Origin of the sequence: Arthrobacter sp. GMC3 (assembly GCF_002929305.1) — a bacterium.
Taxonomy (GTDB): domain Bacteria; phylum Actinomycetota; class Actinomycetes; order Actinomycetales; family Micrococcaceae; genus Specibacter.
Window position 1 is genome coordinate 67,059 of the sequence record NZ_PJIO01000008.1, and the last position, 26,875, is coordinate 93,933.

19 protein-coding genes are annotated in these 26,875 nt (G+C 55.7%); 6 read left to right on the forward strand and 13 right to left on the reverse strand.

Translation table 11 applies throughout. The annotated features are described in order from the left end of the window. Window positions 1-24 precede the first annotated feature (24 nt). Both CXQ94_RS13820 and CXQ94_RS22225 read right to left on the reverse strand, forming a co-directional pair. Window positions 25-1,458, reverse strand: a complete 1,434-nt coding sequence (locus tag CXQ94_RS13820) for a sugar transferase (RefSeq protein WP_104091158.1) — start codon at window positions 1,456-1,458, stop codon at window positions 25-27. A 134-nt stretch (window positions 1,459-1,592) separates the two neighbouring features. Continuing rightward, a complete protein-coding gene (locus CXQ94_RS22225) occupies window positions 1,593-1,853 on the reverse strand; it encodes a hypothetical protein (protein ID WP_146070316.1) in 261 nt (86 codons plus the stop codon). Between the two features lie 343 nt (window positions 1,854-2,196). Between CXQ94_RS22225 and CXQ94_RS13825 the strand changes: the two genes are divergently transcribed. Together CXQ94_RS13825 and CXQ94_RS13830 are read left to right on the forward strand one after the other, a co-directional pair. Next, window positions 2,197-3,504, forward strand: coding sequence for a UDP-glucose/GDP-mannose dehydrogenase family protein (locus tag CXQ94_RS13825; RefSeq protein WP_104091159.1), 1,308 nt, complete (start codon window positions 2,197-2,199; stop codon window positions 3,502-3,504). Between the two features lie 327 nt (window positions 3,505-3,831). Beyond that, on the forward strand, window positions 3,832-5,544 hold the full coding sequence (locus CXQ94_RS13830; protein WP_104091160.1) for a hypothetical protein: 1,713 nt from the start codon (window positions 3,832-3,834) through the stop codon (window positions 5,542-5,544). Window positions 5,545-5,651: 107 nt separating this feature from the next. On the opposite strand, the gene CXQ94_RS13835 is transcribed toward CXQ94_RS13830, so the two are convergent. Further along, window positions 5,652-6,584 carry a glycosyltransferase family 2 protein gene (locus CXQ94_RS13835; RefSeq protein WP_104091161.1) on the reverse strand — a complete coding sequence of 311 codons (933 nt, stop codon included), beginning with the start codon at window positions 6,582-6,584 and terminating at the stop codon, window positions 5,652-5,654. Between the two features lie 1,308 nt (window positions 6,585-7,892). Between CXQ94_RS13835 and CXQ94_RS13845 the strand changes: the two genes are divergently transcribed. Genes CXQ94_RS13845 through CXQ94_RS13860 form a run of 4 tightly spaced genes read left to right on the forward strand, consistent with a single transcriptional unit; the run spans window position 7,893 to window position 12,856 of the window. Beyond that, entirely contained in the window at window positions 7,893-9,008 is a 1,116-nt protein-coding gene (locus tag CXQ94_RS13845; RefSeq protein WP_181034223.1) for a hypothetical protein, read from the forward strand. Further along, window positions 8,996-10,471, forward strand: coding sequence for a polysaccharide biosynthesis tyrosine autokinase (locus tag CXQ94_RS13850; protein ID WP_104091164.1), 1,476 nt, complete (start codon window positions 8,996-8,998; stop codon window positions 10,469-10,471). Before CXQ94_RS13845 ends, CXQ94_RS13850 begins: the two co-directional genes overlap by 13 nt. Further along, on the forward strand, window positions 10,468-11,364 hold the full coding sequence (locus CXQ94_RS22230) for a hypothetical protein (RefSeq protein WP_146070317.1): 897 nt from the start codon (window positions 10,468-10,470) through the stop codon (window positions 11,362-11,364). The genes CXQ94_RS13850 and CXQ94_RS22230 overlap by 4 nt, the downstream gene beginning before the upstream one ends. A 4-nt stretch (window positions 11,365-11,368) precedes the next feature. Further along, on the forward strand, window positions 11,369-12,856 hold the full coding sequence (locus CXQ94_RS13860) for a lipopolysaccharide biosynthesis protein (protein WP_104091166.1): 1,488 nt from the start codon (window positions 11,369-11,371) through the stop codon (window positions 12,854-12,856). A 22-nt stretch (window positions 12,857-12,878) separates the two neighbouring features. Here the strand turns inward: CXQ94_RS13860 and CXQ94_RS13865 are convergent, their stop codons facing one another. The 10 genes from CXQ94_RS13865 to CXQ94_RS13910 form a co-directional block, all read right to left on the reverse strand. After that, window positions 12,879-14,015: a Coenzyme F420 hydrogenase/dehydrogenase, beta subunit C-terminal domain gene (locus tag CXQ94_RS13865; RefSeq protein WP_104091167.1), complete on the reverse strand. Its 1,137-nt coding sequence runs from the start codon at window positions 14,013-14,015 to the stop codon at window positions 12,879-12,881. 98 nt (window positions 14,016-14,113) lie between these two features. Beyond that, window positions 14,114-15,247, reverse strand: a complete 1,134-nt coding sequence (locus tag CXQ94_RS13870; RefSeq protein WP_104091168.1) for a polysaccharide pyruvyl transferase family protein — start codon at window positions 15,245-15,247, stop codon at window positions 14,114-14,116. Beyond that, window positions 15,247-15,948: a CDP-alcohol phosphatidyltransferase family protein gene (locus tag CXQ94_RS13875; protein WP_306418905.1), complete on the reverse strand. Its 702-nt coding sequence runs from the start codon at window positions 15,946-15,948 to the stop codon at window positions 15,247-15,249. Before CXQ94_RS13875 ends, CXQ94_RS13870 begins: the two co-directional genes overlap by 1 nt. Before the next feature lie 218 nt (window positions 15,949-16,166). Next, window positions 16,167-17,285 (reverse strand): glycosyltransferase, encoded by a 1,119-nt coding sequence (locus CXQ94_RS13880; protein ID WP_258067083.1) that lies wholly within the window; start codon window positions 17,283-17,285, stop codon window positions 16,167-16,169. A gap of 23 nt (window positions 17,286-17,308) precedes the next feature. Beyond that, window positions 17,309-22,030 carry a PKD domain-containing protein gene (locus CXQ94_RS13885; protein WP_104091171.1) on the reverse strand — a complete coding sequence of 1,574 codons (4,722 nt, stop codon included), beginning with the start codon at window positions 22,028-22,030 and terminating at the stop codon, window positions 17,309-17,311. A 29-nt stretch (window positions 22,031-22,059) separates the two neighbouring features. Beyond that, entirely contained in the window at window positions 22,060-22,770 is a 711-nt protein-coding gene (locus CXQ94_RS22235) for a hypothetical protein (RefSeq protein WP_146070319.1), read from the reverse strand. Continuing rightward, window positions 22,767-23,726 (reverse strand): glycosyltransferase family 2 protein, encoded by a 960-nt coding sequence (locus tag CXQ94_RS13895; RefSeq protein ID WP_104091173.1) that lies wholly within the window; start codon window positions 23,724-23,726, stop codon window positions 22,767-22,769. The genes CXQ94_RS22235 and CXQ94_RS13895 overlap by 4 nt, the downstream gene beginning before the upstream one ends. Window positions 23,727-23,735: 9 nt before the next feature. Then, window positions 23,736-24,683, reverse strand: a complete 948-nt coding sequence (locus CXQ94_RS13900) for a glycosyl transferase (protein WP_181034224.1) — start codon at window positions 24,681-24,683, stop codon at window positions 23,736-23,738. 226 nt (window positions 24,684-24,909) lie between these two features. After that, window positions 24,910-26,088, reverse strand: a complete 1,179-nt coding sequence (locus CXQ94_RS13905; RefSeq protein ID WP_104091175.1) for a DUF1972 domain-containing protein — start codon at window positions 26,086-26,088, stop codon at window positions 24,910-24,912. A gap of 109 nt (window positions 26,089-26,197) precedes the next feature. Continuing rightward, window positions 26,198-26,659: an adenylyltransferase/cytidyltransferase family protein gene (locus tag CXQ94_RS13910; protein WP_104091176.1), complete on the reverse strand. Its 462-nt coding sequence runs from the start codon at window positions 26,657-26,659 to the stop codon at window positions 26,198-26,200. Window positions 26,660-26,875: the final 216 nt, after the last annotated feature.

Here is a 26,875-nt window from a genome sequence, read left to right on the forward strand (position 1 = left end):
TGTCATGCACCGCGTGCCCCTTAGTCAGTAGGCGCCTTTCGGGTCATAGACCGCTTTGAACGTCCGCCAAAGAATGATGAAGTCGCCTGTAAGGGACCAGTTTTCGACGTAGTAGAGATCAAGACGGACGGCCTCGTCCCACGCAAGGTTGGATCGGCCGCTGATTTGCCACAGCCCAGTGATTCCGGGTTTGATCAGGAGCCTGCGGTGGGCAGGCTTCTCGTAGCCGTCAACTTCGGTTTTCAAGGGCGGGCGGGGCCCAACTAGGCTCATCTGACCCATCAGTACGTTCCAAAACTGGGGAAGCTCATCCAGGGAGTACTTGCGCATCCACGCTCCGCACCGAGTAATACGGGGATCGTTGGCCATCTTGAACAGAACCCCAGCTCCTTGGTTATGCTCGGCAAGCGTGTCCAACTGGGCTTCCGCATCTACAACCATGGAACGGAATTTGAACATCTTGAACGCCGCGCCCTGCCGCCCCACTCTCTCCTGACGGAAGAGCACCGGGCCGGGGCTGTCCAATCCAACGATTATCGCCAGGATGATCAGCAACGGTGAGAGTATTAGCAGCGCCGCAGCTGCGAGGACCATATCCATGACTCGCTTGATAATGTGTTTGCCGCCGGAGTAACGCGGCAGTTCTACGTGCATCAGGGGCAGGCCCTCGATAGGACGGAAGTGAACCCGTGGGCCAGCAATGTTGGTTAGATTGGAGGCGAGCACCAACTCAGTAGACATGTCCTCCAAACGCCAGCCGAGTTCCTGAATCGTGCTGGGACCGCCCGGAAGCGGTCCGGCCACTATGACTGTCTGTGCACCAGTGACTGCAAGTACCCTGCCGATGTCTGCCATGGTGGAGAGGACAGGAATCTTGTGCCAGGGTGGCCGCAGCTCCACCTTTTCATGCAGGGAGGCCAGTGCTACCCCCACCACTTTGTACCCGGCTGAAAGGTTGGACTTCAGCTGCCCGATAACATAGGCGACGTCGTCCGCCGTACCGAGGACCACTACGTCAGACAGGCACCGTCCCTTATTGCGCTGACCAGCCAGCCACCGACGCCACAACCACCTGCTCCCCAAGAGGAGCACAAGGCCCAGCGGCAGTGCAATAGCGAAAAAGCCCCTGACTACACGCACGTCCACAACCACCATGATGATGGCCATGGCACCGAAGACACGCAAAGTCGACTGCACTACCCGCCTGTACTCAGTAGCACCTATGCCGAAGACGCGCGTCTCACGTGTGCGGTGGAGTTCAAGGTCAAAGGTCCAGATCGCCAGCAAAACAAGTCCAGTGACGAAGTAGCCATTGGGGTGATCATTTGCGGAAGCCGCAGTGATGCCGGCCTGAAACCACACCACATAGGCAACTGAGATGGCAACGATGATGACGATTGAATCGGTGATCCGAAGCTTCCAGCCATAGGACTTGTGCCACCCAGAAACTGCCCCCATTGTTCTGCCAGCATGTTCGCGGTCGACAGCATCCCAAACTGAATGCTTGGGGCGTGCTTGACGGGCCGCATACGGGCTACCGGGGAGAGTGGGTGCAAAACGCTCGCGGATAGGCGCGTGAAGCCTCGGCGTAGTCACGGCAGGGCCCGGAGGTTGGTGCCGCTGCACTTGGAGGGAGTCGACGACGGCTGGGGGAAAGCCTTGGTCTCAGAAGGCTTATCCGTCGCCGACTCCGAATAGGGAGCCCGCCCACGATGGGCGGACTGGAGGGGTGGCACCAAGAAACCTGCGTCGGTGACACACAGGGCTGCGATTGGGGCACTGGAGTGCTGCTCGCTCAAAGCGAGCATGCGGGTCGCACTGTGGCGTGCGACTGCCTGCTGAGAACTAAACATTTGAGACCTTCTCGTGCTTTTGTCCGTAGGGATACTCCAAGTAAAGAAGATTCGAGGCACTTCGGCATCAGTGGCAACCACTCGAAAAATCCTCACGACCGGGGCCAATCCGACCAAGGGTACTCAAGAAGCGTGGTGGTACTACTTAGTTTTCGAAGCTGCGTACTCAGTTGCACCCTACGGGCAACAGAAAGGCGCCAAGGATAGGGGCAAAATACTCTGCTGCACTCCCCCTCTTTACTTTTTTGCTTGGATCCGGTCTGAATTTCTGGCGAATTTGAGGCGATACACTTGCCCGTAGAATCACTCTCCTAGAATTCTCTGGCGGGCCTAAGGGGTCTCAATGCGTATTTCTGTTATCGGTTGCGGATATCTTGGTGCCGTCCATGCGGCATGCATGGCGGACTTGGGTCACGACGTAGTCGGAATTGATGTTGACGCCGGCAAAGTTGCTTTACTCAACGACGGAATACCGCCCTTCTTTGAGCCCGGCATGCCGGGGCTACTTACCAGTGGTTTGAGCTCTGGAAGATTGATCTTCACCACGGATATTTCCGCCGCCGCTGATTGCGAAGTACATTTTCTGGCTGTGGGGACTCCACAACGAAAAAATGAGAATGCCGCCGACCTCAGATTTGTCGATAGCGCCGTCGAAAATCTACTTCCATATCTTGGGCCCGGCGCTCTAGTCGTCGGCAAGTCCACGGTGCCGGTGGGAACTGCTGCACGGCTAAACGCTCGAATCCATGAGATATCCCCGGGAACGTCATTGATATGGAATCCTGAGTTCCTGCGTGAAGGGTTCGCTGTGGCGGACACCTTGTCACCGGATCGGCTTGTCTACGGCTTGGAGCCTGGAAATGACGCCGCTGTTCATATCCTTGACGAAATTTATGCCGCCGCGCTGGGCGCAGGAACGCCGCGAATCACCACTGACTTCGCCACCTCTGAGCTCGTAAAGGTGGCTGCTAATGCTTTTCTCGCGACAAAGATTTCCTTCATAAATGCCATGGCCGAAGTTTGTGAGGTGTCAGGTGCCGACGTGGTTGAGCTGGCCGACGCGATCGGGCACGACAGCAGGATTGGCAGACGCTTCCTCAACGCCGGGCTCGGCTTTGGAGGTGGGTGCCTGCCCAAGGATATCCGTGCATTTATGGCCCGGGCTGGCGAACTCGGCGCTGACCAGGCGCTGACCTTTCTTCGAGAGGTGGATTCCATTAATATGCGACGTCGCTCGCGCACCATCGACCTGGCGCGCGAAGTATGCGGCGGGAGCCTTTTGGGAAAGCGGATCGCCGTATTGGGCCTGGCATTCAAGCCAAATTCGGACGACGTCAGGGACTCCCCCGCCCTTAGCGTGGCTGCGCAGCTTCAACTCCAAGGCGCTTCCGTCGTAGCGACGGACCCCAAAGCAGTGGAAAATTCTGCCAAGCGTTTTCCGGAACTGGTGTTTTCAGACTCCCTCGAAGACGCCGTTAGGGATGCTGACGCCATCATGCTCCTGACCGAATGGCAGCAGTACGTAGATCTAGACCCCTATGAACTGGCGAACCTCGTGGCTGCACCCATTATTGTCGACGGACGAAACTGTTTGGACCCGGGAAAGTGGCGTTCAGCTGGGTGGACGTATCGCGCCTTGGGGCGCCCTTAGGCGCTACGACGTGCAGGCGGGAAGGGAAACCCGTCACGCGCTCATGCAGTCACGTGACACGACGTCACGCACGTGCTATCGGTCACACCGCTCACGGGCCGAAACCACGCTACTGAAAATGCCGCGCTGCACCATTTGTGCGGCAAAAAAACGCGCGCTTGCAGGGAATAGGGGAGATTCCTCGGCAAGGAAGATCCAGGCTCGCAACCGGCCAAAGGCTACGCACATAGCCGAAAGTTACGTAATTTAAAAGCTCCTAAGTTGAGGTTTCCATAACGATCACGTTACGATCGGTGGCGTTGCCTTTTTCCCCACGTAAGGATCTTTATGCCCCGCCCCAACCCCTCCCGCCTTTTCACAGCGAGAAAGGTTGCAACAGTTGTGGTCTCCACAGCTGCCCTAACCACAGTGCTGTTCAGCGGAACCGCTCCGGCGTTCTCCGCCACCAACGAGGTCACAGCATCGGATTCGTTCACTCGGACCACTGCTGCAGGGTGGGGAACTGCAGACTCCGGTGGCGCCTGGTCATCCCCCGCGGGAGAAAGCCTTGTCAACGGTAGTAGCGGAAATCTGGTCATCAAAAACGGCCAAGGATTCTCCAACACTCTTAACGGCTTCAGCGCCAGGACCACAGATCTTCAGATCGCGTTCTCTCTCAATAAGCTCCCAACTGCTGGCGACATGTACATCAACATCACGCCACGCCAAGTTGGCACTAGTGAGTATCGCGCGAAGGTCAAGGTAAGCCCCGATGGCGCTGTACGTCTTGACATGGCGCGCATCCTCAACGGTGTGGAGACAAATCTCCAAAGCAACGCGGGCGGTTTTACGGCCAAGGCGAGTTCCACCATGAACGTGAAGATTTCACTGAGCGGAACAGACAAGACCACTATCGGAGCTGTGGTCTGGGCATCGGGAACACCTGTCCCCAGCAATCAGATCAACGTTGCGGACTCTTCCGCAGCACTGCAGACCTCCGGAACGGTGGCCCTAGGCGGATATGTTGGAACAGCCGCAACCAATGCGCCGATCACCGTTAGGTACGACAACTTGAAAGTCACCGGCAACAAAGAGGCTGCCGCGACGCCACCCCAGCAACCGAGTGCGTCTGACTCACGCGACAAACTTGTCAACGGACAGTACAAGCCCAGCACCACCACAACGGGCGTCATCGCGGGAACTGCGCTGAAACCCTACAACACCAGCGGAGCCGATCTGGTAATCACCCAGGACGGAACGGTCCTCGATGGCCTGGAAATTTGGGGTGACATAAAGGTTCGCGCTGCCAATGTAACGATCAAAAACAGCCGACTGCACGGCGGGACCGCCATACCGAAGTCCAACACGGGAATTGTCGATGCCAACGATGCGCGGGTCAAGAACCTTGTTGTCCAGGATTCAACAATTATCCCCCAGCGTCCGTCGTACTACCGTGACGGAATTGTGGGCCACGACTACACCGCCCTGCGCAATCACATCACCCAAACCAATGACGGACTGGGAATTTTCAACCGACCTGCCGGACCAGCAGCTGCAAATGTTGTTGCCAAGGGAAACTACATCCATGGGCTCACTTACTGGAGCAATGACCCGGCTCACTCCGATGGCTCTCACAACGATGGCATTCAGGTCCAGGGCGGGGAGAACATTCTCATCGCCGGAAACCAAATCGTAGGAGATGTAGTTGCCGGCGCCGGTAGCGCCCAGCCAGTGCGCGGAGCGTACACAACAACAGCAATGCTGCTGCAACAAAATGTCGCCAAACTGAAGAACGTAGTAGTCGAAGAAAACTACATTGATGGCGGTCTGACAAGCGTTACGGTCGACAGCACATCCAACAAGCAAGCTTCTGTGGAACTCACCCTTCGCAATAACTACTTCGGTCGCAACCAGTATGCCTGGGACGGTGCCAAGTACCAGATTCGAATTATCAACAAGGCAGCGAGTACTGTAACCGGCCTTCAGACCAACAAATGGGCTGACACTCTGGCCCCTCTCACCGAGGGCACCAACAAGGGAATCTACTACACCAACAAATAGTGAGTAGTTCATTCTGAGGCAAAGAGGCGGGGCAAGAAGAAATTCTTGCCCCGCCTCTTTGCCTTGAATCAAACGTCAAAGATGCCTGTTCCGCCGGCAACCAAGTATCACTTGCGACGGTACTCGCTATAGACGTAGCCAAACGCCCCCGACAGCATTCCCAGTCCCCTCGCGGTGGTTCGAAGCCCTTTGGCGCGATGGTCGGTGGCCTGCAATGTGAGGCCCATCAAGAAGCGAGCAGCACCCCCCGCCATGCGGACCCCGCCGTGGAACGCGAGGCCTGTGCGCGTCGCCAAGTGTTGCCTGGGTCCGTCGGCAAGTTCAATTTCGACCCGACTCCAGGAATTCCCGCTGCGCAAAGCCCTGCGCAGAACCCAATCTCTTGTTAGTCTGCTGGCCGGAACGCGGTCAATGACAATTGCTTCATCACACCAAACCATGTGACCACCCTGTTTAAGCAGCTGCCGAGTGAACAAGGTATCCGAACCTCCGCTGAGGCCAAAGCGTTCATCAAACGTCAATTCAAGCGACCTGATTTGCCGCATGTCCAGAAGAAGGTTGTTGGTAGCGGCAACGGTGAGGGAGCTTCCGGAGGCCATGCGTCGGCGCTTGAAGAATTCGCCCTCCTTGATCCATACTGACGGTTCATGGGCATACTCGGAGAGTACTGGTCCAGCTATTGCAGCGGGGTTGGAGGCCAAATATTGTTCCAGAAGCAAGTTCAACCAATTCTCAACGGGTACTTCGTCGTCATCAATGAAGACAAGCAGATCGAAGTTGGCAGCTTCAGCCAAGGCGCGATTTCTGGCTGCTGAGATTCCTGGATGTGGTTCGTTGAAATATAGGAGGTTTGATGCAGCGAAGCTTCCCACAATCTGGCGCCCACTGCCGTTGGGATCGTTGTCAATGACCATTACCGAAGTTTTCAACATGGCGGAGGCGGCCTGTTCCAGCAGCCGCGGTACAGCCAGCTCAAGATCTTCAGGGCGCTGATACGTCAGGACCGCAACAACGACTGAAAGCTGGCCTGTTCCGTACACTGTTGCCTCCGTATTGGGTCAAACGGTCCAAGGTGCTCGTGTTGCCAATATTGTTTCTTCCTGCGCTATTGACCTCACCAGATGTACCACGGCTGGGGACACGCAGGCAATGAATATCATCGCGCCCACAAAAAATCGGGGCCGCCTAATTGGTCCGCACGACGCCGGACCTATTCATATGCTGGCAGAACCTGCATATTCTGTATTTCGGGGCTAAGGACTGGGTCGTTGTGCTAGGCTCGCCGTATTCTGGCTCGACCCAGTCAACGCCCCGAAGAACGGAACCGCGATGATCATGCCTCGCAGGCAACTGTGTACCGAGACCCCAGATAGCGATTCCCCCGCGATTTGCGTGATTTCTACGGGCCTGGCCTTCGACATGAACCTACCGGCTAAGCGAACAATTCCGACTCTAGCGGTCTTTCCTCATGGTTCAGGCTCAGTGGTTTCCATGGCTGCACAATCCCAGCCGAGCAGCAGTTCACCCAACTCACGGCCGGCTCTCGCTGCCAAATCAATAGTTGCCAGGTGATGACGATTGCGGCGGCCGCTGTGCCCGTCAGAAATGTCTAGTGCATCGTTGCGGTTCCCTTTGCGGGACGGCTGCTGCGCAGGACTTGACGCTACAGTACCCCTCCGAGCAAACATCACAGCAGCTGGACCGTTGACCCGTAATTCAAGTAGCTCCGTACTATTCGGTGGCAGTCTGATGAGGTCGAGTGCTTCTAGCACTGTGAATGTCTTCGAACGGAATCCGGGATGCTGTTTGACCAAATTGCTGCGCATATCCGTTGTCGTGGTAAGTAGTAGATCAAACGCCTCAAGGTCCAAGGACTGCAACGCCCGGGAACGAAAACTATTGACATGGTTTGTGCCACCGTCATACTTTTCGATCTGTTCCGCAGCAAGGAGGCATATGGGGAAACCCTCGCGTGCCGACATTCCTGCGCTCTGTGCAAGGACCGCCCCCGAGCGGCCCGCCTCGAAAGCAATCAGCGGTGATCTGCAGATGTTCGCGTCGCAAATTATTACTACGGACACGAGTGTTTTCGCCGTCTCAAAGCGTGGTAACCGTGTCATGACAAGCCGGAAGCCCGTTGCGACAGCAATTTCTGGGACCGTGCCATGACGGAAAATCTTTTGCGCATACCACTCCTCATTGGAATTGGACTTGCTGTCTTCGCCAACGCGTTCTTTCTCTTCCGATGGTCACCGAAAGCCCTCATGGTTACCTGGGCCATAACGCTATTTTTCGTCCCCATATGGGTCGGAGCTCAGATTGGTGCCTTCTACTCAGCCATCACAGTCATGACAATTCTAGTCATCGCGACCTCGTCAATCCGCTCCTTCCGACTGTCGATCATTGACGGGCTTCTTTTTTCTTTTTCGTTGCTACTCATTGTCGGTTGGCTACTCGGTTGGATCCAGTGGGGCCACCTTCTTGTCGCACTTATTGGCTGGATGATCCCCTACGTCGGCGGACGTCTCATCTCCTCTCGACTCGGACTCCAATGGATCTACAAGTGCCTGGCCACAGGTGCGGTCGTAGCGTCGTGTCTGGCCATTGCCGAATTCTTAACTGGCACAAATTTCTTTGTACTCATCAAAATGAACAACAGCCTCTACACCACCTGGCATGCACTTCAATATAGAGGCGGATTCCTACGAGTTGAAGGAGCCTTCGGCCATTCCATTGCTTTGGGGGCAAGTCTGGCCATGTGTTCGGTATTCATCCTTGTTGTACCCTGGCCGCATTGGTTGCGGCTTTCATCTTTACTCATCGTGGCGGTGGCCGTTGGTCTCACCTTCAGCCGCATCGGGCTGATTGGACTGGCCCTGACCCTTGTCGTGGCCCTATTTGCCCTTCGGCGTGAGATGCTGGCATCGCTTCGATGGAAAGTAGCCGCACTCTTTGGGCTGGCGGCCGTTCTTGGCCTGCCGCTGATCATGAAAGTCTTCGCCTCCGCTGGAAGTGAAGCATCGGGCAGCGCAGCGTATAGGACTAACATTTTCTCCCTGATCGACACGGCCTCACTGCTCGGCATTGCGAAGAGCTGGGACGTAGAGTCCAATGGCAAGACCTACTTCGGGGAGTTTCAATCCATCGACAGCGAAATCGTTCTCACAGCGCTGCGGTTCGGATTGCTGCCTCTACTCTTGTTACTGGCAGCAATTCTATGCTGCGTTGTCTCTGTGCTCCGCGATCGGGCCACACCAGCCTCAGTCGCTGTGATCGGAGTGATTCCTGCCTTTGCTACCGTCGCGATGATCACCCAATATGCAACATTGGTGTGGTTTCTGGCGGGCCTGGCAGTCGCCTCATATAACCGGGTCCCCGAATCTTCTTTGTCCACAAAGATGACCGTCAGAGGCGGAAGAACTTCCGCAATCCAATACCGAGAGGAACCCCGATGGCTGCGATGAAGATTGTAGGCACAACGCGGTCTGCGCGCATCACCTCGACACTGACCAAACGCTGGTACGTGGTGATATTAGCCGCCGCGATTGGATCGGTCGGCGCTTTTGCCCTGTCGTACATGGTTACACCGATTTATACTTCGAGTACTTCATTGTTCTTTTCTCTCCGCACCGGCGGCACGGCAACAGACATCAACCAGGGATCCACCTACACGCAAAATCAAATGTTGTCGTTTGCCCAATTAGCCGCCTCGTCCGTAGTTCTTGATCAAGTCGTCAAGGACTTGGGCCCGGAAACGAACACGAACACGAACACGATTGATCTACGCCGCAGCATTACTATAACAACGCCACAAAATACAGTGATTATGGACATAAATGTCGGCACAACGGATCCCAATCTTTCCGCAAAAATTGCGAACAGCGTTGCCAAGAACCTAACGTTGGCCGTTTCAACACTCTCACCGATTGATAAAGCCAACCAGTCAGGAGTAGTCGCTAACATTATTGAACCGGCCGTTCCAGCAACGTTCCAGTCCTCACCCGACAAGAAAAAGAATGCGATTCTAGGGGGGTTCTTTGGCATCGCCGCCTCAATCCTGGCCATCACTCTCACGGTTGCTTTTGACACCAAGGTCCGATCGGTGGCGGCCCTTAAATCTATGACAGATTACCCCCTGCTTGGGACCGTGGAGCGAAACCGGGCGAGCAACGACATTAGACCGGTGGTTTTGCGTTTGCCTAACGGCCCGGCCGCCGAACGCTTTCGCCAGATCCGGTCGGGACTCAGATTTGCAGCCGCTAGCCATGAAATGAGAGCCATGGCCATCACTTCTGCAATCCCTTCCGAGGGCAAAACTCTTTCATCTCTGAATCTGGCATTGGTCATGGCTGAGAGCAAAGAACGAGTTCTGCTCATAGACGCGGATCTTCGCCGTCCACGGATCGCAGATTCCATCGGTTTCGAAGGCACCATTGGATTAACGACTGTATTAGTTGGTGACGTTTCTTTCGAGAATGCCAAACAACGATTCGGCACCACAACACTTGATATTCTCACCGCTGGTGCCACCCCACCCAACCCAGCAGAGTTGTTGGGATCAACGCCCATGCAAAATCTAATCGAGAAAGCAAAACTAGAATATGACATTGTGATCATCGACACGGCCCCCGTGCTGGCCGTTGCCGATGTTACGGTGATTGCGCCGCTCGTGGACTCAATTGTCTTGGTTGTCGACTCGACAAAACTCCGTCAAGCACAATTGGAGCAAGCCTCCGAGGCACTAGGAACCGCCGGTGCACATGTCGCCGGAATCATTCTTAACCGCATAAAGCCGTCGAAATTGCACGACGTCTACTACCGCGATTTTACGGGCAAACCCTCGCATTCGAAGGGGAAATCCCGAGTGACTGCAGATTCGATGGCAACCGCCGGCACACGTGGCACCCGGGGAAAAGAATTCGAATGATAGATTCACTCGAAGGACTAGCAACAATACTGAAGACGCCTGCAGTCCTTGCTGTCGCGGACAAATACTATGGCTTGGGCAACCGTGTCCGATCGTTACTTGGTGCAAAAGTGTTGGCACGAACCGAAGGCCGTGCATTCGCCTACACCTGGCCAACCGGCAAGAACTTCGGTGCCCGATTTGACCAATTGTGGGACTTCGATGCACCTGTCATCAGTACGGCTGTTTCACGACTCGCGGCTACGCGGTTCCCCTATAGGGATCACAAACTTCACTGGCTTGACGACGAGGCCAGAGCCGCGCACTTGTGGCAGGTACGCACGCCACACGCTTTGGTGCTACCTCCCGGGTGCCCATCATGGGAGTCCGAACTGCAGGCACTCTCACCTTCCGCTGCTGTACGGGCGAATGTTATAAGTGCCGCAGAAAAAGGAACGGCAGAGCGGGCATTTATCGGCGTCATGATCAGGACAAACACGAATGCCCACAAGGAAACCCTTCATCACTCGCCTCTACAGTGGTATATGAAACGTATGGGTGAAATACGTGATCAATGGCCAGATGTTGGATTCTACGTATCGGCAGATACACCTGCAGCGTTTCTTGAAATTGAACAGACGTTTGCGAATTGCCAGGGCACAGCCTACAAAGGGCCATACAACAGCAAACAGGCACTCACAGCCTCGGTCGTGGACTTGTACATGTTGGCTTCGTCCTGCCACCTGCTGGGACCGCACTACTCGAGTTTCCCTGAACTCTCGCAGCACCTAGCCGGCAAGCAACTCCGTCTTGAAACCTCGATGACAGGCCCTGAGTCCGTGCTCGTCACCCTTGACGGGCTCACCATAGCCCCGAACCCCATTCAGCCCTTCGCCCGGCGTCAACTGGGTTAAGAAGATGACATCCAGAATTGAACAGACCAAGGGTAGCGACGGACTTGGCCGACGTGCCGTCCGCGGAGCTACCGTGACCATTGTCGGACAGCTTGGACGGGTTCTAGTCCAAACGCTTTCGGTCGTCATCTTGGCTCGGCTCTTGAGCCCAAGCGACTATGGGCTGTTCGCCATGGTAGCTGCCGTGGCCGGCATCGCCGAAGTCTTCCGGGATTTTGGGCTCTCGCAAGCAGCAGTCCAAGCAAAGACTCTTTCAAAAGAGCAAAGGGATCTGCTTTTCTGGATCAATTCCGCGATTGGTGTCGTGCTCGCCTTACTCGTATTCGGCGGGGCTTGGGTAATCGCAGGGTTTTTCCGGCACCCAGAACTTGTACCCTTGATACAGGCTCTCTCAGTGGTTTTCTTCCTCAACGGGGTCGCTACCCAGTTTCGGGCAAGCCTTACCCGATCACTGCGATTTACGGCTCTGGTAGTCATCGATTTCGTTTCAACGCTAGCTGGACTTGCGACGGCGATCGGGCTGGCTTTTGCTGGCTTCGCAGTCTGGGCCCTTGTTTTTCAACTAATGGTCCAGTCACTTGTGGTTCTCATCGCTTCAGTCGCTTACTGCCGCTGGCTACCTGGGCTGCCGCGGAGGGGCGCCGAAATTCGCAGTTTCCTTCGCTTCGGATGGAACATGGTGGCCACCCAGGTCATAACCTATGTTGGAAACAATGCCGACACTGTCACCATCGGTGTGGTGTTCGGTGCAGCTCCACTCGGGACTTACAACAGGCCATATCAATTGGTCATGAACATTGCCAATCAGCTGAGAGCACCAATTTCAAATGTGGCCATACCCGTCCTCTCACGACTCCAAGATGCCGGTTACCGATATTGGGAGTTCGCCCGGGTAGGTCAGCTTGCCTTAGGTTACACACTCGTAGCTGCCCTCGCTGTGGCCACTGGCGCCGCAGTCCCTATCACTGACATATTGCTCGGGCATGAATGGATCGACTCCGCCCCTATTCTGAGCATGCTCTCAGCAGCTGCTATCTTCCAGACACTGGCATACTTCGGATACTGGATCTATGTGTCCAAAGGAATAACTAAGGCCCTGTTCAATTTCAATCTAGTTGGCGTTGCCGTTAAGGTCGTTTTTCTGGTGGTTGGTGCTTTCTGGGGAGTAAACGGTGTTGCCGCCGGGTATCTGATCTCCACGCTTCTTAAATGGCCACTCTCACTGATCTGGATTGCACGTTCGGTAGAAAACGTGCCAATTCGCGTGTTCGTCGTCGGATTCTTGCGGATGTCGGCTCTCGCCGGTTTGGGAGCCGGTGGCGCGTTCCTTGCTACCCTATGGACCAGCCACTACGGATCATGGGTGCAGTCCATCGCTGCATTGGCCATGGTTGTGATCGTTTACGTGGTTGCGTTGGTGGTCCCTTCCGTTCGTCGGGACGTAGGCGACTTGGTTTCAGCTGCATCTAAGTTGCGACGTGAGAGGGCGTGATTTGTCCACCCAAGCGCGCCCCTTAGGATTCCAACTTCTTGCGCCGCTGGTATGTTGCTTTGGCCGCCCGTAGGGACTCTCGAGGCCGTGGCAAAGCCAAACGAAGTAGGCAAAAGCCAGCAAATTTGGGAACTTTGCCCCCCGCCGCAACCGTTCCTGCAAGCCGTGCAAAGAGGGTCTCGCGCCGTCTGCGTTGTAGTGGCTGCACCTTCACAAGGGCTTGCACATCCATCTCGGCCAGCGTCAGGACGCCCGCAGCCGCCGCAGCCAACACAAGATCACGGCCCCTTTCCGTTCGCGCCAATAGAGCGCTAATTCCAGCTTGATCTGAGAACAGGGGATAGCCGTTTTCATCGGCCCTCCAAAAATCACCGGCAGTTATGTCGGCACTTTCTCCTACGCCGTCCGGACATATCTTGCAACGCCACTGGGTCGTCGGTCCAAGATAGCTGCCCCAGGAATCGTCGTAGCTCATCGCCTTCGTAGTACCATCGCTACAAGTAATGGAAAAGTCACCAGGCCACCCATTCCCCCGATATCGCAAATCGACGATCTCGGCATCCTCGCCCGGCACGAGTTCCGACACCAATCGATCAGTTGCGTGTTGACTAGGTGTACCCGCGCAAAAAAATGAAAGTAGCACTGGGCCGTTGTTCGGCCCATACTTCCGCTCGCTGAGCGCCCTGATGGCCGAGGCCTCGCACGGCTTCCCCACAAAAGCCGTATCAAGCTCAAGCGCCTCGGGGTCCGCTGCGTTGGATGCTGGCGCGTACCGGGAACCAGAGGCGGCCAATGCCTGTTCCTTACTAATGATTTGCACTGTGATTGATCTGCGGGCATTTTCAGGGTCCGCCTGAGCACCAATAACTTGCGACGCCTGCCCTGTCTGGAGCAGCCACATTGAAAGGGCAGTGAGTGTTCCACCGCTGCTGCCCATTTGACGAATGACAGGGTCTGTTGCCCATGCCTCCCAGGCTTGAACTATCGGCCCAAGCTGTTCATGGCGACGGGATCCTGCAGGATGTTGAGCCCTGACGCGTACACCTGGGCAAGCTAGATCAAACGATTCAAGGGCCCCCGCCGGAACCCCAGTGCCCCCAGTGCTGGCTTGGAACCCCTTCCGAACCGGTCTCATGAACCCCCGTGCGTCAAGTTCCATACTGATCCCTGGATCTAGGAGGGCGCAGGCGCCGCAACCGGAACAATTTCCTGAACCAACCACCACGTTAATGGCTGCATCCAGGTCGGATTCCCCTATCACGTCAGCGCCTTCAAGGCTTTTTCGGCCAGAGCCAATGACTCGTGAGCGCGGTGTACCAACGCAGAAACGTCCTTCTCCAAATCCGTTACCTCAAGATGTTTAAGAACAGCCGCTACGGGATCAATTGTTTCGTCGCGAAGATCCACCGTATGTTCCCATCCCAGTCCCCGAAAAAGTGGTTCAAATTTGCGTGAATATGCTAAAGGTATCGCTGGGGTACCCACTGAGAGTGCGTTCAAGCAAGCGTGCATTCTGGACCCAATCACAACGTTGCCTGATGCAACCACCTCACGGACGTCGTCGAGACCCGTGGGAATCACAATCTCCGCACTACTTCGGGAAGACTCGATGAATTCGTGAATTGCAGGGACATCGTTATCAGAATTCCCGGAGTCAAGGACATGCGCCATCACGGTGATTCGCCTTCCTCGAGCGAGCATGAGATCGTGAAGCCTTGCAATTGAGTTTCGATAGGATCGAAAATCGACGTGCGGGTTCTCATTCCAAAGCAAGCCGGAGATGTTGAGAATCACGTCCCGGGTCTTGCCAACTTGCGGAATGTCAAGAGCAAAAACTACGTCCGTGGTAAGCACATCAACCGCGCGTCCCAGCCGAGCGGCCTCCGCAGCACTCTCCGTATCTCGTGCCATCAGGATCTTCACGCCCCATAGCGAGCACCTGGCCAAAAGTCGACCCCGCAAAGTGTTGAAGGGTCCTATAGTCTGCGGACCGAGTATCAACGGGACACGAGCACGGAGCGCGCATGCAGCAACCGCAGTCATAATAGCGTGCCGTTGAAGGCCATAAATATCAGCGAAGCTATCCCCTGATCGTGTGTCAACTACTACGTCAAAGCCCGAAAGCCACTTTTGCATTCCGAGGCTTCCAGTTGCCTGTTCACGCACCAATGAACGGAGACGCCCGACCGGCATGTGCGGAGAGCGGTGCCCATAATTTTGGAAAGTGATGGTGGCATCCGGCCATGCCCGGCGCACCAACGCTTCAGTTCCTCGCCCCAAGGCCCTGACCCCCAAGTTTGGAGACGAGTCATCGGCCCACAAGATAAGCACCTGCACAGAACCGGAATCCTTGGGGAGCAACGTGGGTTCCTTTCCTGTAATCACATCCATCACTTGAGCATCTTCATATCGCCAAACCACTTAACTGAAGCGATGGCCAAATAGCCGAAATTCGCCACAAATAGAACTACGTAGACTGCGAAGAATAGCTTTGGCCAGCCAAGAATCAGGAACGACAAACACAGTATTCCGTAGTCAGTAGGGATTCCCAATAGCGCCCGCAGAGGAGTGCTACTTTTCGGATTCCCCGGCACCTCCACCGTGACGTATCTGGCCTTCAGCTGATCGTTGAGGATACTTGCAAAGAAGGACACAGCTGAGACAACGGAAAATCCTATGGGCACAAGGAGCCACAGCTGCGAACTAAGTTCGAAATGAAGAAAAACAGAAATGAGGACGGCAATGTGCAAAGTCGAACTCTTGACACAATCCAGCACATGGTCCAGCCACTCCCCTGCCGCCGAACCGCCACCAGATAATCGGGCAACTTGTCCATCAGCTGAGTCAAAGGCATAGCCCACCACCAGGAGCATGGCGATTACAAGGCCGAGCCATGTCGCCGGAGGAACAGTGGCTAGAAGGATGATGGCCCCGAAGGTAAAGACAGCACTAATTAGGCTCACGACATTGGGCGTAAGACCGAGCAAGTAAGCACCCGCGGCTAGACGACGCCCAAACGGCCGATTGACATAGATTGAATAGGCTGGTGCCCCCCGGGCACGCATTTTTTGAGCACCTCCCAGCTGTGCCACAGTCTCACGGTAACGGTCTCGAATGGACCCGCATGCGTTCGCCACAGCTCTACTCATCGCACACTCGCTTCAGAATTCATCGTCAGTCTCCGCCTAAAACAATGCTGTCAGACGCTGGGAGTTCGGATCACCTCTGAGACTAGCTCTTTCTCTGCCCAAACACACGCATATCAAGTTCAATCTCTAAGTACCGAAATGACAATCACTGACTGGGCTGTCTAAGCAATGTTCTCCTCAACAATTGAGGCAATATTCTTATGATATTGATCCAGACTGTGCCGTTGGCGGGCGAGAAGTAAATCTGTGACGAGTCGGCCAGCGACGTCTGACCAACCCGCAACTACCGTTTGAACAGCTGTTGCAAGTGCATCCGAGTCATTTGGCCTCACCCTACTGGCGGAGCCGTAGCCAGCCGTGGCCTCAATCAACCCGGTCGTTTCGCTGGCAATTACTGGTCGGCCACCCAGGATCGCTTCCACGGCAGTATTGCCAAATGGCTCGTCGGCGCGCGACGGAACAACAACTATGTCGCTGTTGGCAACGAAATTCCAAACAGATGGCTGGAATCCATGAAAATGCACCTTTCCGCAGAGATTCTTTTCCTTGATCTGATCGTTCAATTGTTGTTCGTACCATTCATATCCCGGGAAAACGGCACCCACAATGTCAAGTTGGGCTACAAGCCCTCGGCTTAGTAAAAGGGCGAGCGAATCTATGGCAACGTCCACCCCCTTCCGCGGCGAGAGTCGACCGATGTATGTCAGTCGGACCGGATTGCCCAATTCAGCACGCACGGGACTGAGATTTAGGGGCCCGGGCACGGCGTTGTAAACCACTTGAATGCGCTTGCCAAGCCGTCTAAAGGAACCCTCGATGACACCTGCGCTGAAACGGCTGTTGGCAATAGTGGTCTTTGCCAGGAACAGCGGAAGGGCAAGGGCCATCCGGACTATGGGGCGGGCTGAAGCTTCACCTTCGTGGACGTGAACGATAAGCGGCACTCGGTAAAGGCCGGATAGTAAATTCCATAGGGGAATTGTCAAGGTATTGACATAGATGGCGTCGGGACGTTCCCTCCGGATGAGCCGGGATCCTTGCCGGATCCCCTTCAAAGTTTCACCGACAGCTTGACTAAATCCGCGAGGCTTCAAGATACTTTTGCGCAATACCGGACTCGGGCAAAATTCGACCCGAGCCCCACGGGAGAGGAGCTCACGTTCCAGCGGGCCGCTCACCGGCAGGGAGACCACAACCGACTGTCCGGCCAGCACAAGCGCCGAGACACTTTCCAAAAAAACCCGATCCGATCCATAGAGTTCCGCCGTCGGGTGGACCATGAGTATCACCGCGGGAACGCAGGTCATTTTGACCAAATGTCGGTGATGGGGAGTGCGCTGGCGCTGCTGTCATTGGACGGCAGGCCAAATGCATCCTGGAGCGTGCGAAGCACGTTGTAGTGGTTGATGGTTTCTGGATATGCCCCGGGGATCACTTTCTGCCCGGTAATTATTGTTGGAATCTGGCCGTGATCGCTTGTCTCATTCGCGCCCCATGTCACTATCAACACGCTGTTGTTTTGCTGGGCCCAGGCAGCGTACCCACCCAAATTTTCCTTCAGCCAGGCATCGCCTTCAGCAACGGTCCCGCTGCTCATGTCATGTTGGAGGTTGGGGATCACATATGAGAGTGCCGGCAACTTTGAGTAGTCGGTTGGAAATGCTGTCATCGGCTGGCTGGCCGTTGCAGGTATTGACGGCCAATTGACCCATGGACTGTGATTTCTTGAATAGTTTCCGCTTTGACACCCCTCGTACCCCGTGCTTGGCAGGTCCTCGGCATAGCCGGTGAAACTCAGTCCCTTTCCTGCCATCTGACTGGCAACGTTCGTAGTTGAGTAGCTATGCGGGCACGTGTCGTCGGTTAGCCCTTGCGTCGATCCCGAGAAGAGTGCCAAATAGTTCGGTTGGCTCGATTGCGTGATGGCGAAGGATTGCGTCATCGATGCTCCGGAAGTCGCCAACGAATTGATGAATGGGGCATCCGAATTACCCATGACGTCAACCTGAGAATGGTTTTCCATTACAACAACCACCACATGATCAGGCTTGGGAACGGTGGCTGTCGCCGGAGCCTGAGCAGCCGGGGCCTGGGCCGCAGGAACCTGAGCTGCCGGAGCCTGAGCAGCCGGGGCCTGGGCCGCAGGAACCTGAGCTGCCGGAGCCTGAACAGCAGGCGCCGGAGCCGCAGGAACCTGAGCAGCCGGGGCCTGAACAGCCGGTGAAGCAACAGTTGTCGTCACAGCGTAGTTGTCGAAACTCGTCGTAACAGCCGTTGTCGCTGTCCCCGCGAGATAGGCCCCCAGTCCAACACTGCCTGCTTGCTGAAGACCTGACGTACTGTCAGTAATTGACGCCTGCCAACTCGCAGGCTCGCTCTGTCCAACCTGCCAGATCTTCCCCTGCACCGTTGTTGGCGAGGTACCTGTGACCTGCAGACGCATATTCAGCACCATGTTAGCCGAGTAGTTAAGCCCGGAGATAGTGGTCAGTTTCAAGGTCGTCGAGCCAGAAAGAAGCGCCAACGCAACGTCTCCATTGGACTTGACCCAGGATTTGAGCGAATACGTCGAAGATCCTACCTGCCGGCCAATGACGCTGGCATAGTTTCCACCACCGGTTGGGACGGAATCCAACATCATCGTGACTCGAGAATCCGTATCAGTGGAGGAAATCGACCCAAGAGTTGCGATCCTTGTCGATCCGGCAGGCAGGACCATTTGGCCCACTCCTCCGGTGACCTGGAACTTGGATGCAGTACCGTCAAGGGCCCACGGGCCCCCAACATCCGCAGTACCCCACCCATTACTCACGGTCCTACCAAAAGCATCCTGGGCGAGGACATCCGACGGCGGCGCCGTCACGGTCACGGACTTTGTCACAGCGGCCGAGGCAAGCCCCTGATTATCAGTAACCACCAACGTTACCGTATAGCTACCAGCAGCCGTATACACATGACTAGCAGTCTTGCCCGTCCCTGTAGAACCGTCACCAAACTGCCACGCATACGAGGCCACCGAACCATCGGCATCCGTAGAACCAGAACCGTCCACTGATACCGTCAACCCAGCCACACCCGCAACAAATGAAGCAACTGGAGCCTGATTCACCGGCGGCGCCGTCACGGTCACGGACTTTGTCACAGCGGCCGAGGCAAGCCCCTGATCGTCAGTAACCACCAACGTCACCGTATAGCTACCAGCAGCCGCATACACATGACTAGCAGTCTTGCCCGTCCCTGTAGAACCATCACCAAACTGCCACGCATACGATGCAACCGAACCATCAGCATCCGTAGAACCAGAACCGTCCACTGATACCGTCAACCCAGCCACACCCGCAACAAATGAAGCAACTGGAGCCTGATTTGGCACCACGGCAGTCACTATTCGCGATGCGGTCGCCGCCACGCCGGAGCTACTTGTGACAGTGAGGACCACGGTGTAGTTCCCGGCTGTGCTGTACGTATGGTTCGGGGTGACGCCCGTTCCCGTGGGCGAACCGTCGCCAAAGTCCCATTTGTAGGACGCGATAGTTTGTCCACTTGGTACAGAAGAGGCCGTCGCGTCAAAGGCAACGCTCAAGCCGCTTGGCGTGGCTGTGAACGACGCGGTTGGCACACCCTGTCCCGTGCCCAGCGCGTAGTGTGCGGCAACTTGCGCTGAGGTCAGCACGGTGTTGTAGACAGCGAAGTTGCCGAGGGTTCCATTGAAGTAATTACTCGTCGGCTGATTCGGCCAACCATTTAGATTGTCGCCGCCAACGCGCCAGAATCCGCCGTAGTCCTGCGCCGTCGTCGTTTGCGGATCTGAACCGACTACTTGTCCGTCAACATAAAGAACCATTCCGGCCGGACCCTGGGTGGCCACAAGATAATGCCATGCGCCGTTGTTGTAGGCGGTCCCGCTCGTTACAGTCTTTGTTGTCCCCGGGTAGGTACCAAAGGTAAGCATGCCATTGTTAAGCATGTAGACGTGCCGATCGTAGGACGATGATGCACCACTACTGCTTGAACCATAGCCCAAGAGTTTGCCACCGCTTGTGGTGGTTGTCTTGAACCACAATTCGGTCGAAAATGTTGGGCTTGTAGGTACCTGCGCCGTGGTGCCAATAACACCATTTGCTGTTCCGTTGAACGTAGATGCGGGCGAGGCGTCCCCGGTGATTGCTCCTCCGCCCGCTGGCGTTGTGCCGACGCCAGAACCAACTGTGCCGTCATTGCTTCCGGCCCAATCCGCTGCGGCGGTGGATGCCGGGCCACCGAGTGGCCAGTAGAGTGTCGGGTTGTCATTCAGCACACCCAACGCATAGGGCGAGGCCGAGGCATTTCCAATCTGCACGGAGATCTGGGCACTTGTTGCTGTGTTGCCATCAGGGTCAGTTGCAATCACATAATAGGACTGCGTGGAACCCGGTGACTGGCCAGTATCAGTCAAAGCCACTGATGGTAGGTTCCAATACGTCGATTGCACAGTCGTGGTTGCTACTGGCTGGGTGTTGCCGACACGCATCAGACTGTATTTAAGGTACAGATCGTCGCGGTCCCAGTTTGCCGGAATGGTCACGCGGGCAGAGCCAGCAGCGACAGACCTGGCAGACGGCGTCCATGCTGTTCCAGACAGCCGGGGTCCTTGTTTGGGTCCACCGGGAGGCGCCGAGGAGAACCTGACCAGCCCTTGCTGTCGTTGGTTGTTGACACCAACAAACTCCCCGCCAACGGAGATGAAATTACCGGTTCCCACGATCGAGAAACCTGCTTGGCCCATTCCTGTAGCGGTGCCAGTAATCCAGTCCGGATACCAGTCGACAACGGCTGGTGCCGGGTACCCGCTCCAGTCGGTGTAGATGCTGCTAACCCAAGGGCTGCGACTAAGCGTACCTTTCGGTGCAGCCGTCGTAGCCGAGGCATTGCGCATATTTACGGGTTGATTCTGAACCATCCCACCCGCGGACTCACAAGCATGCTCGTGGCTGGTTGTATAGACAGTAGTCCCATCGGAGTAGATCCCGTAGTGGTCACCATGACAGTCGGCGATCCATCGGATATTTCCAGTCTCAGGGTCGACAGCGAATGATCCTTCGAGGTTTCCCACACTGGTGTCGGCGTAAACCCAGCCGGTTCCGTAGACGGCATTTTGATCAATTGCCAGACCCCAAATCCCGGCTTTTCCGGCACCAGATCCTGTCCCCCAACCATTCTTGATGATATTTGGGGCTTGCCAAGGAAGCAGGCTGCCGCTCGAGAGGTCAAGGGCGGCCATGCCACGTTGGACCACCCCGTTGATCATGGAGAACCGCCCGGCAACAATCAACTTATCTTTTTGAGGTGTGAGTGTCATGGCGTCGACCTGCAGATCCGAAGTGGGCGCCCACGCTAACAGGGCGCCGCTAGTGTTAAACGCTGCCAGCCCTTTTCGTACCACTCCATTGCCTGCTCCAATCAGCCCGCCAACGTAAACCGCGAAGTCCGTAACGGCTATCGCGTTAACATACGACCCGCCCACTGCAGCCTTGAATGCCGTCGTCGGCAACAGAGTTCCGCTTGCGACGTCAAATGCTGCAAGATTCCATCGCGTTTGGCCGTCGACTGAATTGAACGAGCCACCTACGTAGAGTCGTTTCCCGTCGGGCGAGGCCTTGATGGACTTCACCGTGCCATTGATCACGGGCGCAAAAGATGTAGCAACACCGGTTCTGATGTCATAGGCAAGTATGTTGCTTCGGGGCATCAAATTGGTCCCGGGCGCCGCTCCCGCTGGTCGTGCATTGCTAAACGCGCCGCCGGCATACACAATGTTTCCGACGATCTCCTGCGCCCACACGACTCCAGCATCAATCTGCACGGTGGGCAGTTGGTCACTCGTTACAGTTGTCGGGCTGCGTTGTTCAATGGGCGCCGGACCAGGTAGCAAGGCCGGGTCCGCCCAAGCGGGTGCCGTGAAACCTGCCACGACGAGACTGAATGCACCGAGAAGTGCAGCCGAAAATACCAATGAGCGCCGCAATGCGCGAATAGCTGGTTTCATAGTAGTTCCACCTCAATAGTCTTGGTGCGTCAAGAAACGTCGCCGACGAATTGCGCGCTGGCTTGGCCAGCTGCGTATTCCACGGACATCGTTAGGTCATGCCTGTCGGTCGTTGGCATGAGGAAAACATAGGCACCCTGCGCTGATGCTCCTGCTGCGAGGTCACCTGCAAACGGCTGGTATGGTGCTGAAGTCGTCGGCTGTCCAAGACCCGATGTCGGGTCAGTAAGTGTCACAACAACTGAGTCGACATTGATCGGATTGGCCGAACCATTGTGGATGGAGACAAACATGGCAACCGCAGGGCCGGCAATTTCCCCCGGTGTTGTCGCCGTCGTCGTGAGGGAATCAATTTTTGAAATACTAATGGAGACCTGGCCTGGAAGGTCCGCTGACTTGTCCATGCCAACTTTCGTGACGGGGCCCGCCGTTCCATCGGGAACCACTTGGGTAATGGACCCGCCCGACGGCGCTGGGATGGGCAGCATACGCGGGGGGGAAATCGACGGTGTTTCGCCAGCCTGGGCTGAAGACTGAACGCTTGGCGAGGCTGTAGAAACGGCAGAAGTTGCAGTAGATTCCGAGCATCCCGTCATGGCCACGGAAGAGAAGACAGCAAAAATCACGACAGAAGTTGCTGCAAGGCTTCGTTTTCTCAACTGAAACATGTTCTTTCCCGATCTGTGAATGTGTGAATTCTCCCGAGAGTTGCGCAGAGTATTTGCCATCGCGTTCATCATCTGGGGATTAGGGGATGAGCTAGTAAACGGCTCCGTTTTCGGATATCCAGGAGCATCCTGTGCCCATCCACAATTCCTCGTACATACGCCCGCAGGGGGACCACCGAGTACAGTAACTGCCGGCGGCCACCCCCGAGCAGAATTTCATAGGACACTCGGGGCGTCGCATAGATCCAACGCCGAAGCTGGCTTCCATCCAAATGCTTGGCCGCGTATATTAGCCGGTTGCGGATGTTGTAGAAGTAGTAGGTTTCAGATTTTGTGCCTACCCCACCAATCCGAGTTTGTGTGCCGCCAGCATCATGCACTGCACCTACATTCTTAAGTACGGCCAGGTGCCCGCCACTCTCAACGACACGGCGTGAAAGATCCACATCCTCCCAGTACAGGAAGTAATCCTCGTCAAACCCTCCCACTTGCTCCCAGAGTGAGCGGGATATGGCAAAGCATGCTCCGGAAATCCAGGGTTCATGTGGACCTGACGGCGGCACGGGACGACGCTCGCTTGCCACACGTCCCGAATTGCCATAGAGCTCCATGCCGTCAAACCAGATTCGGCCTTCGCTTGTTCTTATGACAGGTGCAGCCATTAGATCTGTATCGTCAAGAACTGCTGACACCAGGTGCAGCAAATTGGATGAATCAATGTGAGCATCAGGGTTAAGAACGGCAATTGCCTCAACCCCAGCTTCAAAGGCCACGTGCGAACCTTCGTTGACCGCAGCACCAAATCCCCTATTGCTGTCTAGCGCAACGACCATCCAATTTTCGGCGGAGGCGAGTCTTTGCACTTCCCCGCGTTCCTTCTCTGTTGTGAAGTTGTCCACGATCACGATTCGGCCACCCAACTCGGAGAGTTCCAGACCTGCAAGGTTCTTCGCCAGCAGGCGGGAAGAGCCATAGTTGACTACTATCAGGGCGAACATCTTCAGACCACGTCTGGAAAAATCATTCATCTGCGTTGCCTATCCCGATGCGGACTCTGCATAGTGAAAGCCGCCCGTGGGAGCAATTTCTTGTTTCTTGCTCTGTACGGCGCCTTCAAAGACCTGCACGTGCTGAGTACCTGCTTTATCCCAGGATCTAGCCGAAAGTTCTGGCCCCTGCAGCGGAGGATTTGTGCGGTGCGCCCTGATAGCGAACTCAATGGCACCTGCGTCCAGTTGGCCGTCGTAACGATAGACCCACCCTGGCCCAACTTCATCCGAAAGCCTGCGGTTTACTTCTGTGTCAGGGACAAGTACTGGTCGGTTCAACGAAAGGGCGGTTAGCGCCGCACCGGAATTATGCATGAAAAGGTAGGGCAAAACGATCAGCTCAGCCTCGGTGACAACCTCAACCAATTCGGCATCCGTAAGGAAATTCAAGTCCAAATCAATGCGTGGATTCTCACCCGCAAGGAGGATCAGTTCCTCGCGAAGTGCATTAGATGCCGGGCTGCCTGAGATGGTCAGCGTCATGGCAGGATCGCTCACCTGAAGGAACGAGGAAAGCAGGCGATCGACGCCTTTGTACTGGCGAATAAGGCCGAAGTATGCGATCCTCCCGGCGACTTGTTGTCCGCCAGAAAAAGGAGCAAACCACGTCTGATAGTCTCCGTGGGAAATCGTGGCAGTTGGTGCCGGCGAAGATGTCACCGTAACGTCGTTGAGGCGAATGTTCACAGTAGTCAGCCGGTCAAACCACGCCTCAAGGAGCATTTGGCGCCGGCCCGAGCCGGAATGAGGCGCGAGATTGTGCCGAGTTCGGACCAACGGCTTCTTGCCCAATTGAATTCGCGTCAGGACCAAAGCCGTAAGCACTTCACGGGCAATTCCTTTCAGGTATCCGTTGCCGGTGTAAATCACCTCCGGCCAATGCACATGGAAAACATCGTAGGACCCAAATAGTGCACGCTTGAACGAGAACAGCATCAGTTCACAATTTGGTTCGCTATCCAGGGCACGGGCCAGCTGCACAATGTAGGGATTTGTTGTGGAGCGTGGTTCCCCAAAGGACTCCAAAACACGCAAGGCCCGTCCGTGACTCATTGTGCCACCTCCACCAGAGCCGACAGGTCATCGAGGTGGGAGCGAACTTGTACCTTGCGCATCTGGACCCAATGACTGCCTGTTGCCACAACACCTGAATGAATCACTATTACGCACCAACTTTGGGTAGGGCGCTGGCATAGTCGGTGCCCTCGGCCTTCTTGCTGACTCGCACCCTAGAAGACCTGCGCAACTCACGGCTGGCAAGTCGACGACAAAGGGATTCATATCTGTCGGCGACGTCATCCCAGCTGTATTCACGAGCCCGCTCCACGGATGCCTGGCTTCTTCTTGCGATCTTGCAAGCATCGCCTTCTGCTTCATGGACCAAAGCTGGAATCTGCTCCGGCGTAGAGAAATACTCACCCGAGTCACCGAGGACTTCCCTATTGAAATTGATGTCAAAGGCATTGGTGGCGGCTCCGGCGCCAATGGCGCGCAGCAGCGACGGATTTGTTCCTCCAACAGAGTGTCCATGCCAATACACCAAGGCGTGTGCATATAGCTGATTAAGCAATTCCTGGTCCCAAACTCCGCCAAGGAATCGAACTCGTGAGTCTGCCGCTTCGGAGACTTTTCGGGTGTAGTCGGCCGAATATGGGGCGGAACCGACAACTACGAGAGGATACTTGGCATCGCTTGCCACATACCCTTGAACGATAGTGTCGACGTGGTTTTCTGGTTCAAACCTCGCCACAACAAGGTGGAATTGGCCCGGTGCCAAACCTATCGAGGAAATCTTGTCCGGCTCCAATTTGCCCAAGATTGGTGCACCATAGGATATCAACTGGCTCTCAGCCGCGTGCTGGGCAGAGTAGTAATCTTGGATCCCCCGCGCGTCGGCAATCAGTGCATCCGAGAGTTTTACCGATACGGCTTCGGCCAAGCGATAGTACATTTTCCCGGCCGGACCCCACTTTGCCCGACGCCATTCCAAACCATCCACGTGTGTCGCCACAGGAATGCGGGCCGCTCTAAGGGCGGGGAGCCAAGGAGCATTGGCTGCGTTGAACACGATTGCTGCGTCGACACGATGACCTATGATGTGCCCAACGGAAAGTCCGGTGTGCACCAATGTTTCGAGTGAGCGTTTCTTCGGAGCTGGCAAGTGCACCAATTTCATGCCCAAGTATTCTTTGTCTGCAGATCCGCCAGGCTTCCCACCCCTGCAATAAACGACGACGTCGTGTCCCCGTGATGCCAGGCGCTGGCCGACTTCCTCCACACAAGTTTCAAATCCCCCATAGCGTGCCGGAACGCCTCGTGTGCCAACCAGTGCAATGCGCATGGACTGCGCTACACCTGCGGATCGAACCATCTTAACTCCCCGGTTGCTTTCTTGTTGTGCTGAGACCAACTACCTGCTTTTGAGGGACTTTCTATGCTTTCCTCATGCGTTATCTCGAGAATCGTTTGCTACGGACGTGTTCTGCGTGATCGTGCTCGATAATTTCCAGCGTCATTCTGAGCACTGTGCTCGAAGTGTGAACGGTATACGGGAAGTAGACAACGTCGACCCCCACCGCGGCAAAGTCTCGTTCAAGGGCAATTCCTTGCGGCGTGCCTTTCCAGTCGTCGCCTTTGAAGAAGACATTGAAGGGCGTTTGGCGCCAAGTCTGGATACGGTTGGGGAGAACTTCGGCAACTGCGCGATCGACGAAGCTAATGTTGGAGACTATCTCCAGCCGTTCTGTCAGCGGTATAACGGGCGGACGCCCTTTGTGCTCGATCAATAGCTCGTCGGAAACCACCCCCGCGATGAGGTAGTCGCACTGCGAACGAGCTTGGCGCAAAAGGTTAAGGTGTCCAACGTGAAAGAGATCGAACGCGCCTGCTGCATACCCAATCTTCAGGCTCATGCGAGGTCCCCCCTATCAAGGACGGTTTGACTCAGAGACAGCGTGGAGGCTCCTGCGCAGGATGACGAAAGTCTCGTCGGCGTCAACTTCTTCATTTTGGAAATCAATGGATTCTTGCCCCTGGCCGGGCGCGGCATCGAATATCCCTGTAACGTCCATGGCCCTGCGAGAAGCTTCCCTGGACACGGCATGGCAACTCGTTGCGACATCATCAGT

Bases quoted from the DNA above. Each gene is read 5' to 3' on its own strand.
- CXQ94_RS13820 (WP_104091158.1), bottom strand. From the start codon at position 1,458: ATGGGGGCAGTTTCTGGGTGGCACAAGTCCTATGGCTGGAAGCTTCGG.
- CXQ94_RS22225 (WP_146070316.1), bottom strand. From the start codon at position 1,853: ATGTTTAGTTCTCAGCAGGCAGTCGCACGCCACAGTGCGACCCGCATG.
- CXQ94_RS13825 (WP_104091159.1), top strand. From the start codon at position 2,197: ATGCGTATTTCTGTTATCGGTTGCGGATATCTTGGTGCCGTCCATGCG.
- CXQ94_RS13830 (WP_104091160.1), top strand. From the start codon at position 3,832: ATGCCCCGCCCCAACCCCTCCCGCCTTTTCACAGCGAGAAAGGTTGCA.
- CXQ94_RS13845 (WP_181034223.1), top strand. From the start codon at position 7,893: ATGACAATTCTAGTCATCGCGACCTCGTCAATCCGCTCCTTCCGACTG.
- CXQ94_RS13850 (WP_104091164.1), top strand. From the start codon at position 8,996: ATGGCTGCGATGAAGATTGTAGGCACAACGCGGTCTGCGCGCATCACC.
- CXQ94_RS22230 (WP_146070317.1), top strand. From the start codon at position 10,468: ATGATAGATTCACTCGAAGGACTAGCAACAATACTGAAGACGCCTGCA.
- CXQ94_RS13860 (WP_104091166.1), top strand. From the start codon at position 11,369: ATGACATCCAGAATTGAACAGACCAAGGGTAGCGACGGACTTGGCCGA.
- CXQ94_RS13865 (WP_104091167.1), bottom strand. From the start codon at position 14,015: ATGGAACTTGACGCACGGGGGTTCATGAGACCGGTTCGGAAGGGGTTC.
- CXQ94_RS13870 (WP_104091168.1), bottom strand. From the start codon at position 15,247: ATGGATGTGATTACAGGAAAGGAACCCACGTTGCTCCCCAAGGATTCC.
- CXQ94_RS13880 (WP_258067083.1), bottom strand. From the start codon at position 17,285: ATGGTCCACCCGACGGCGGAACTCTATGGATCGGATCGGGTTTTTTTG.
- CXQ94_RS13885 (WP_104091171.1), bottom strand. From the start codon at position 22,030: ATGAAACCAGCTATTCGCGCATTGCGGCGCTCATTGGTATTTTCGGCT.
- CXQ94_RS22235 (WP_146070319.1), bottom strand. From the start codon at position 22,770: ATGATGAACGCGATGGCAAATACTCTGCGCAACTCTCGGGAGAATTCA.
- CXQ94_RS13895 (WP_104091173.1), bottom strand. From the start codon at position 23,726: ATGAATGATTTTTCCAGACGTGGTCTGAAGATGTTCGCCCTGATAGTA.
- CXQ94_RS13900 (WP_181034224.1), bottom strand. From the start codon at position 24,683: ATGCTGTTCTCGTTCAAGCGTGCACTATTTGGGTCCTACGATGTTTTC.
- CXQ94_RS13905 (WP_104091175.1), bottom strand. From the start codon at position 26,088: ATGCGCATTGCACTGGTTGGCACACGAGGCGTTCCGGCACGCTATGGG.
- CXQ94_RS13910 (WP_104091176.1), bottom strand. From the start codon at position 26,659: ATGAGCCTGAAGATTGGGTATGCAGCAGGCGCGTTCGATCTCTTTCAC.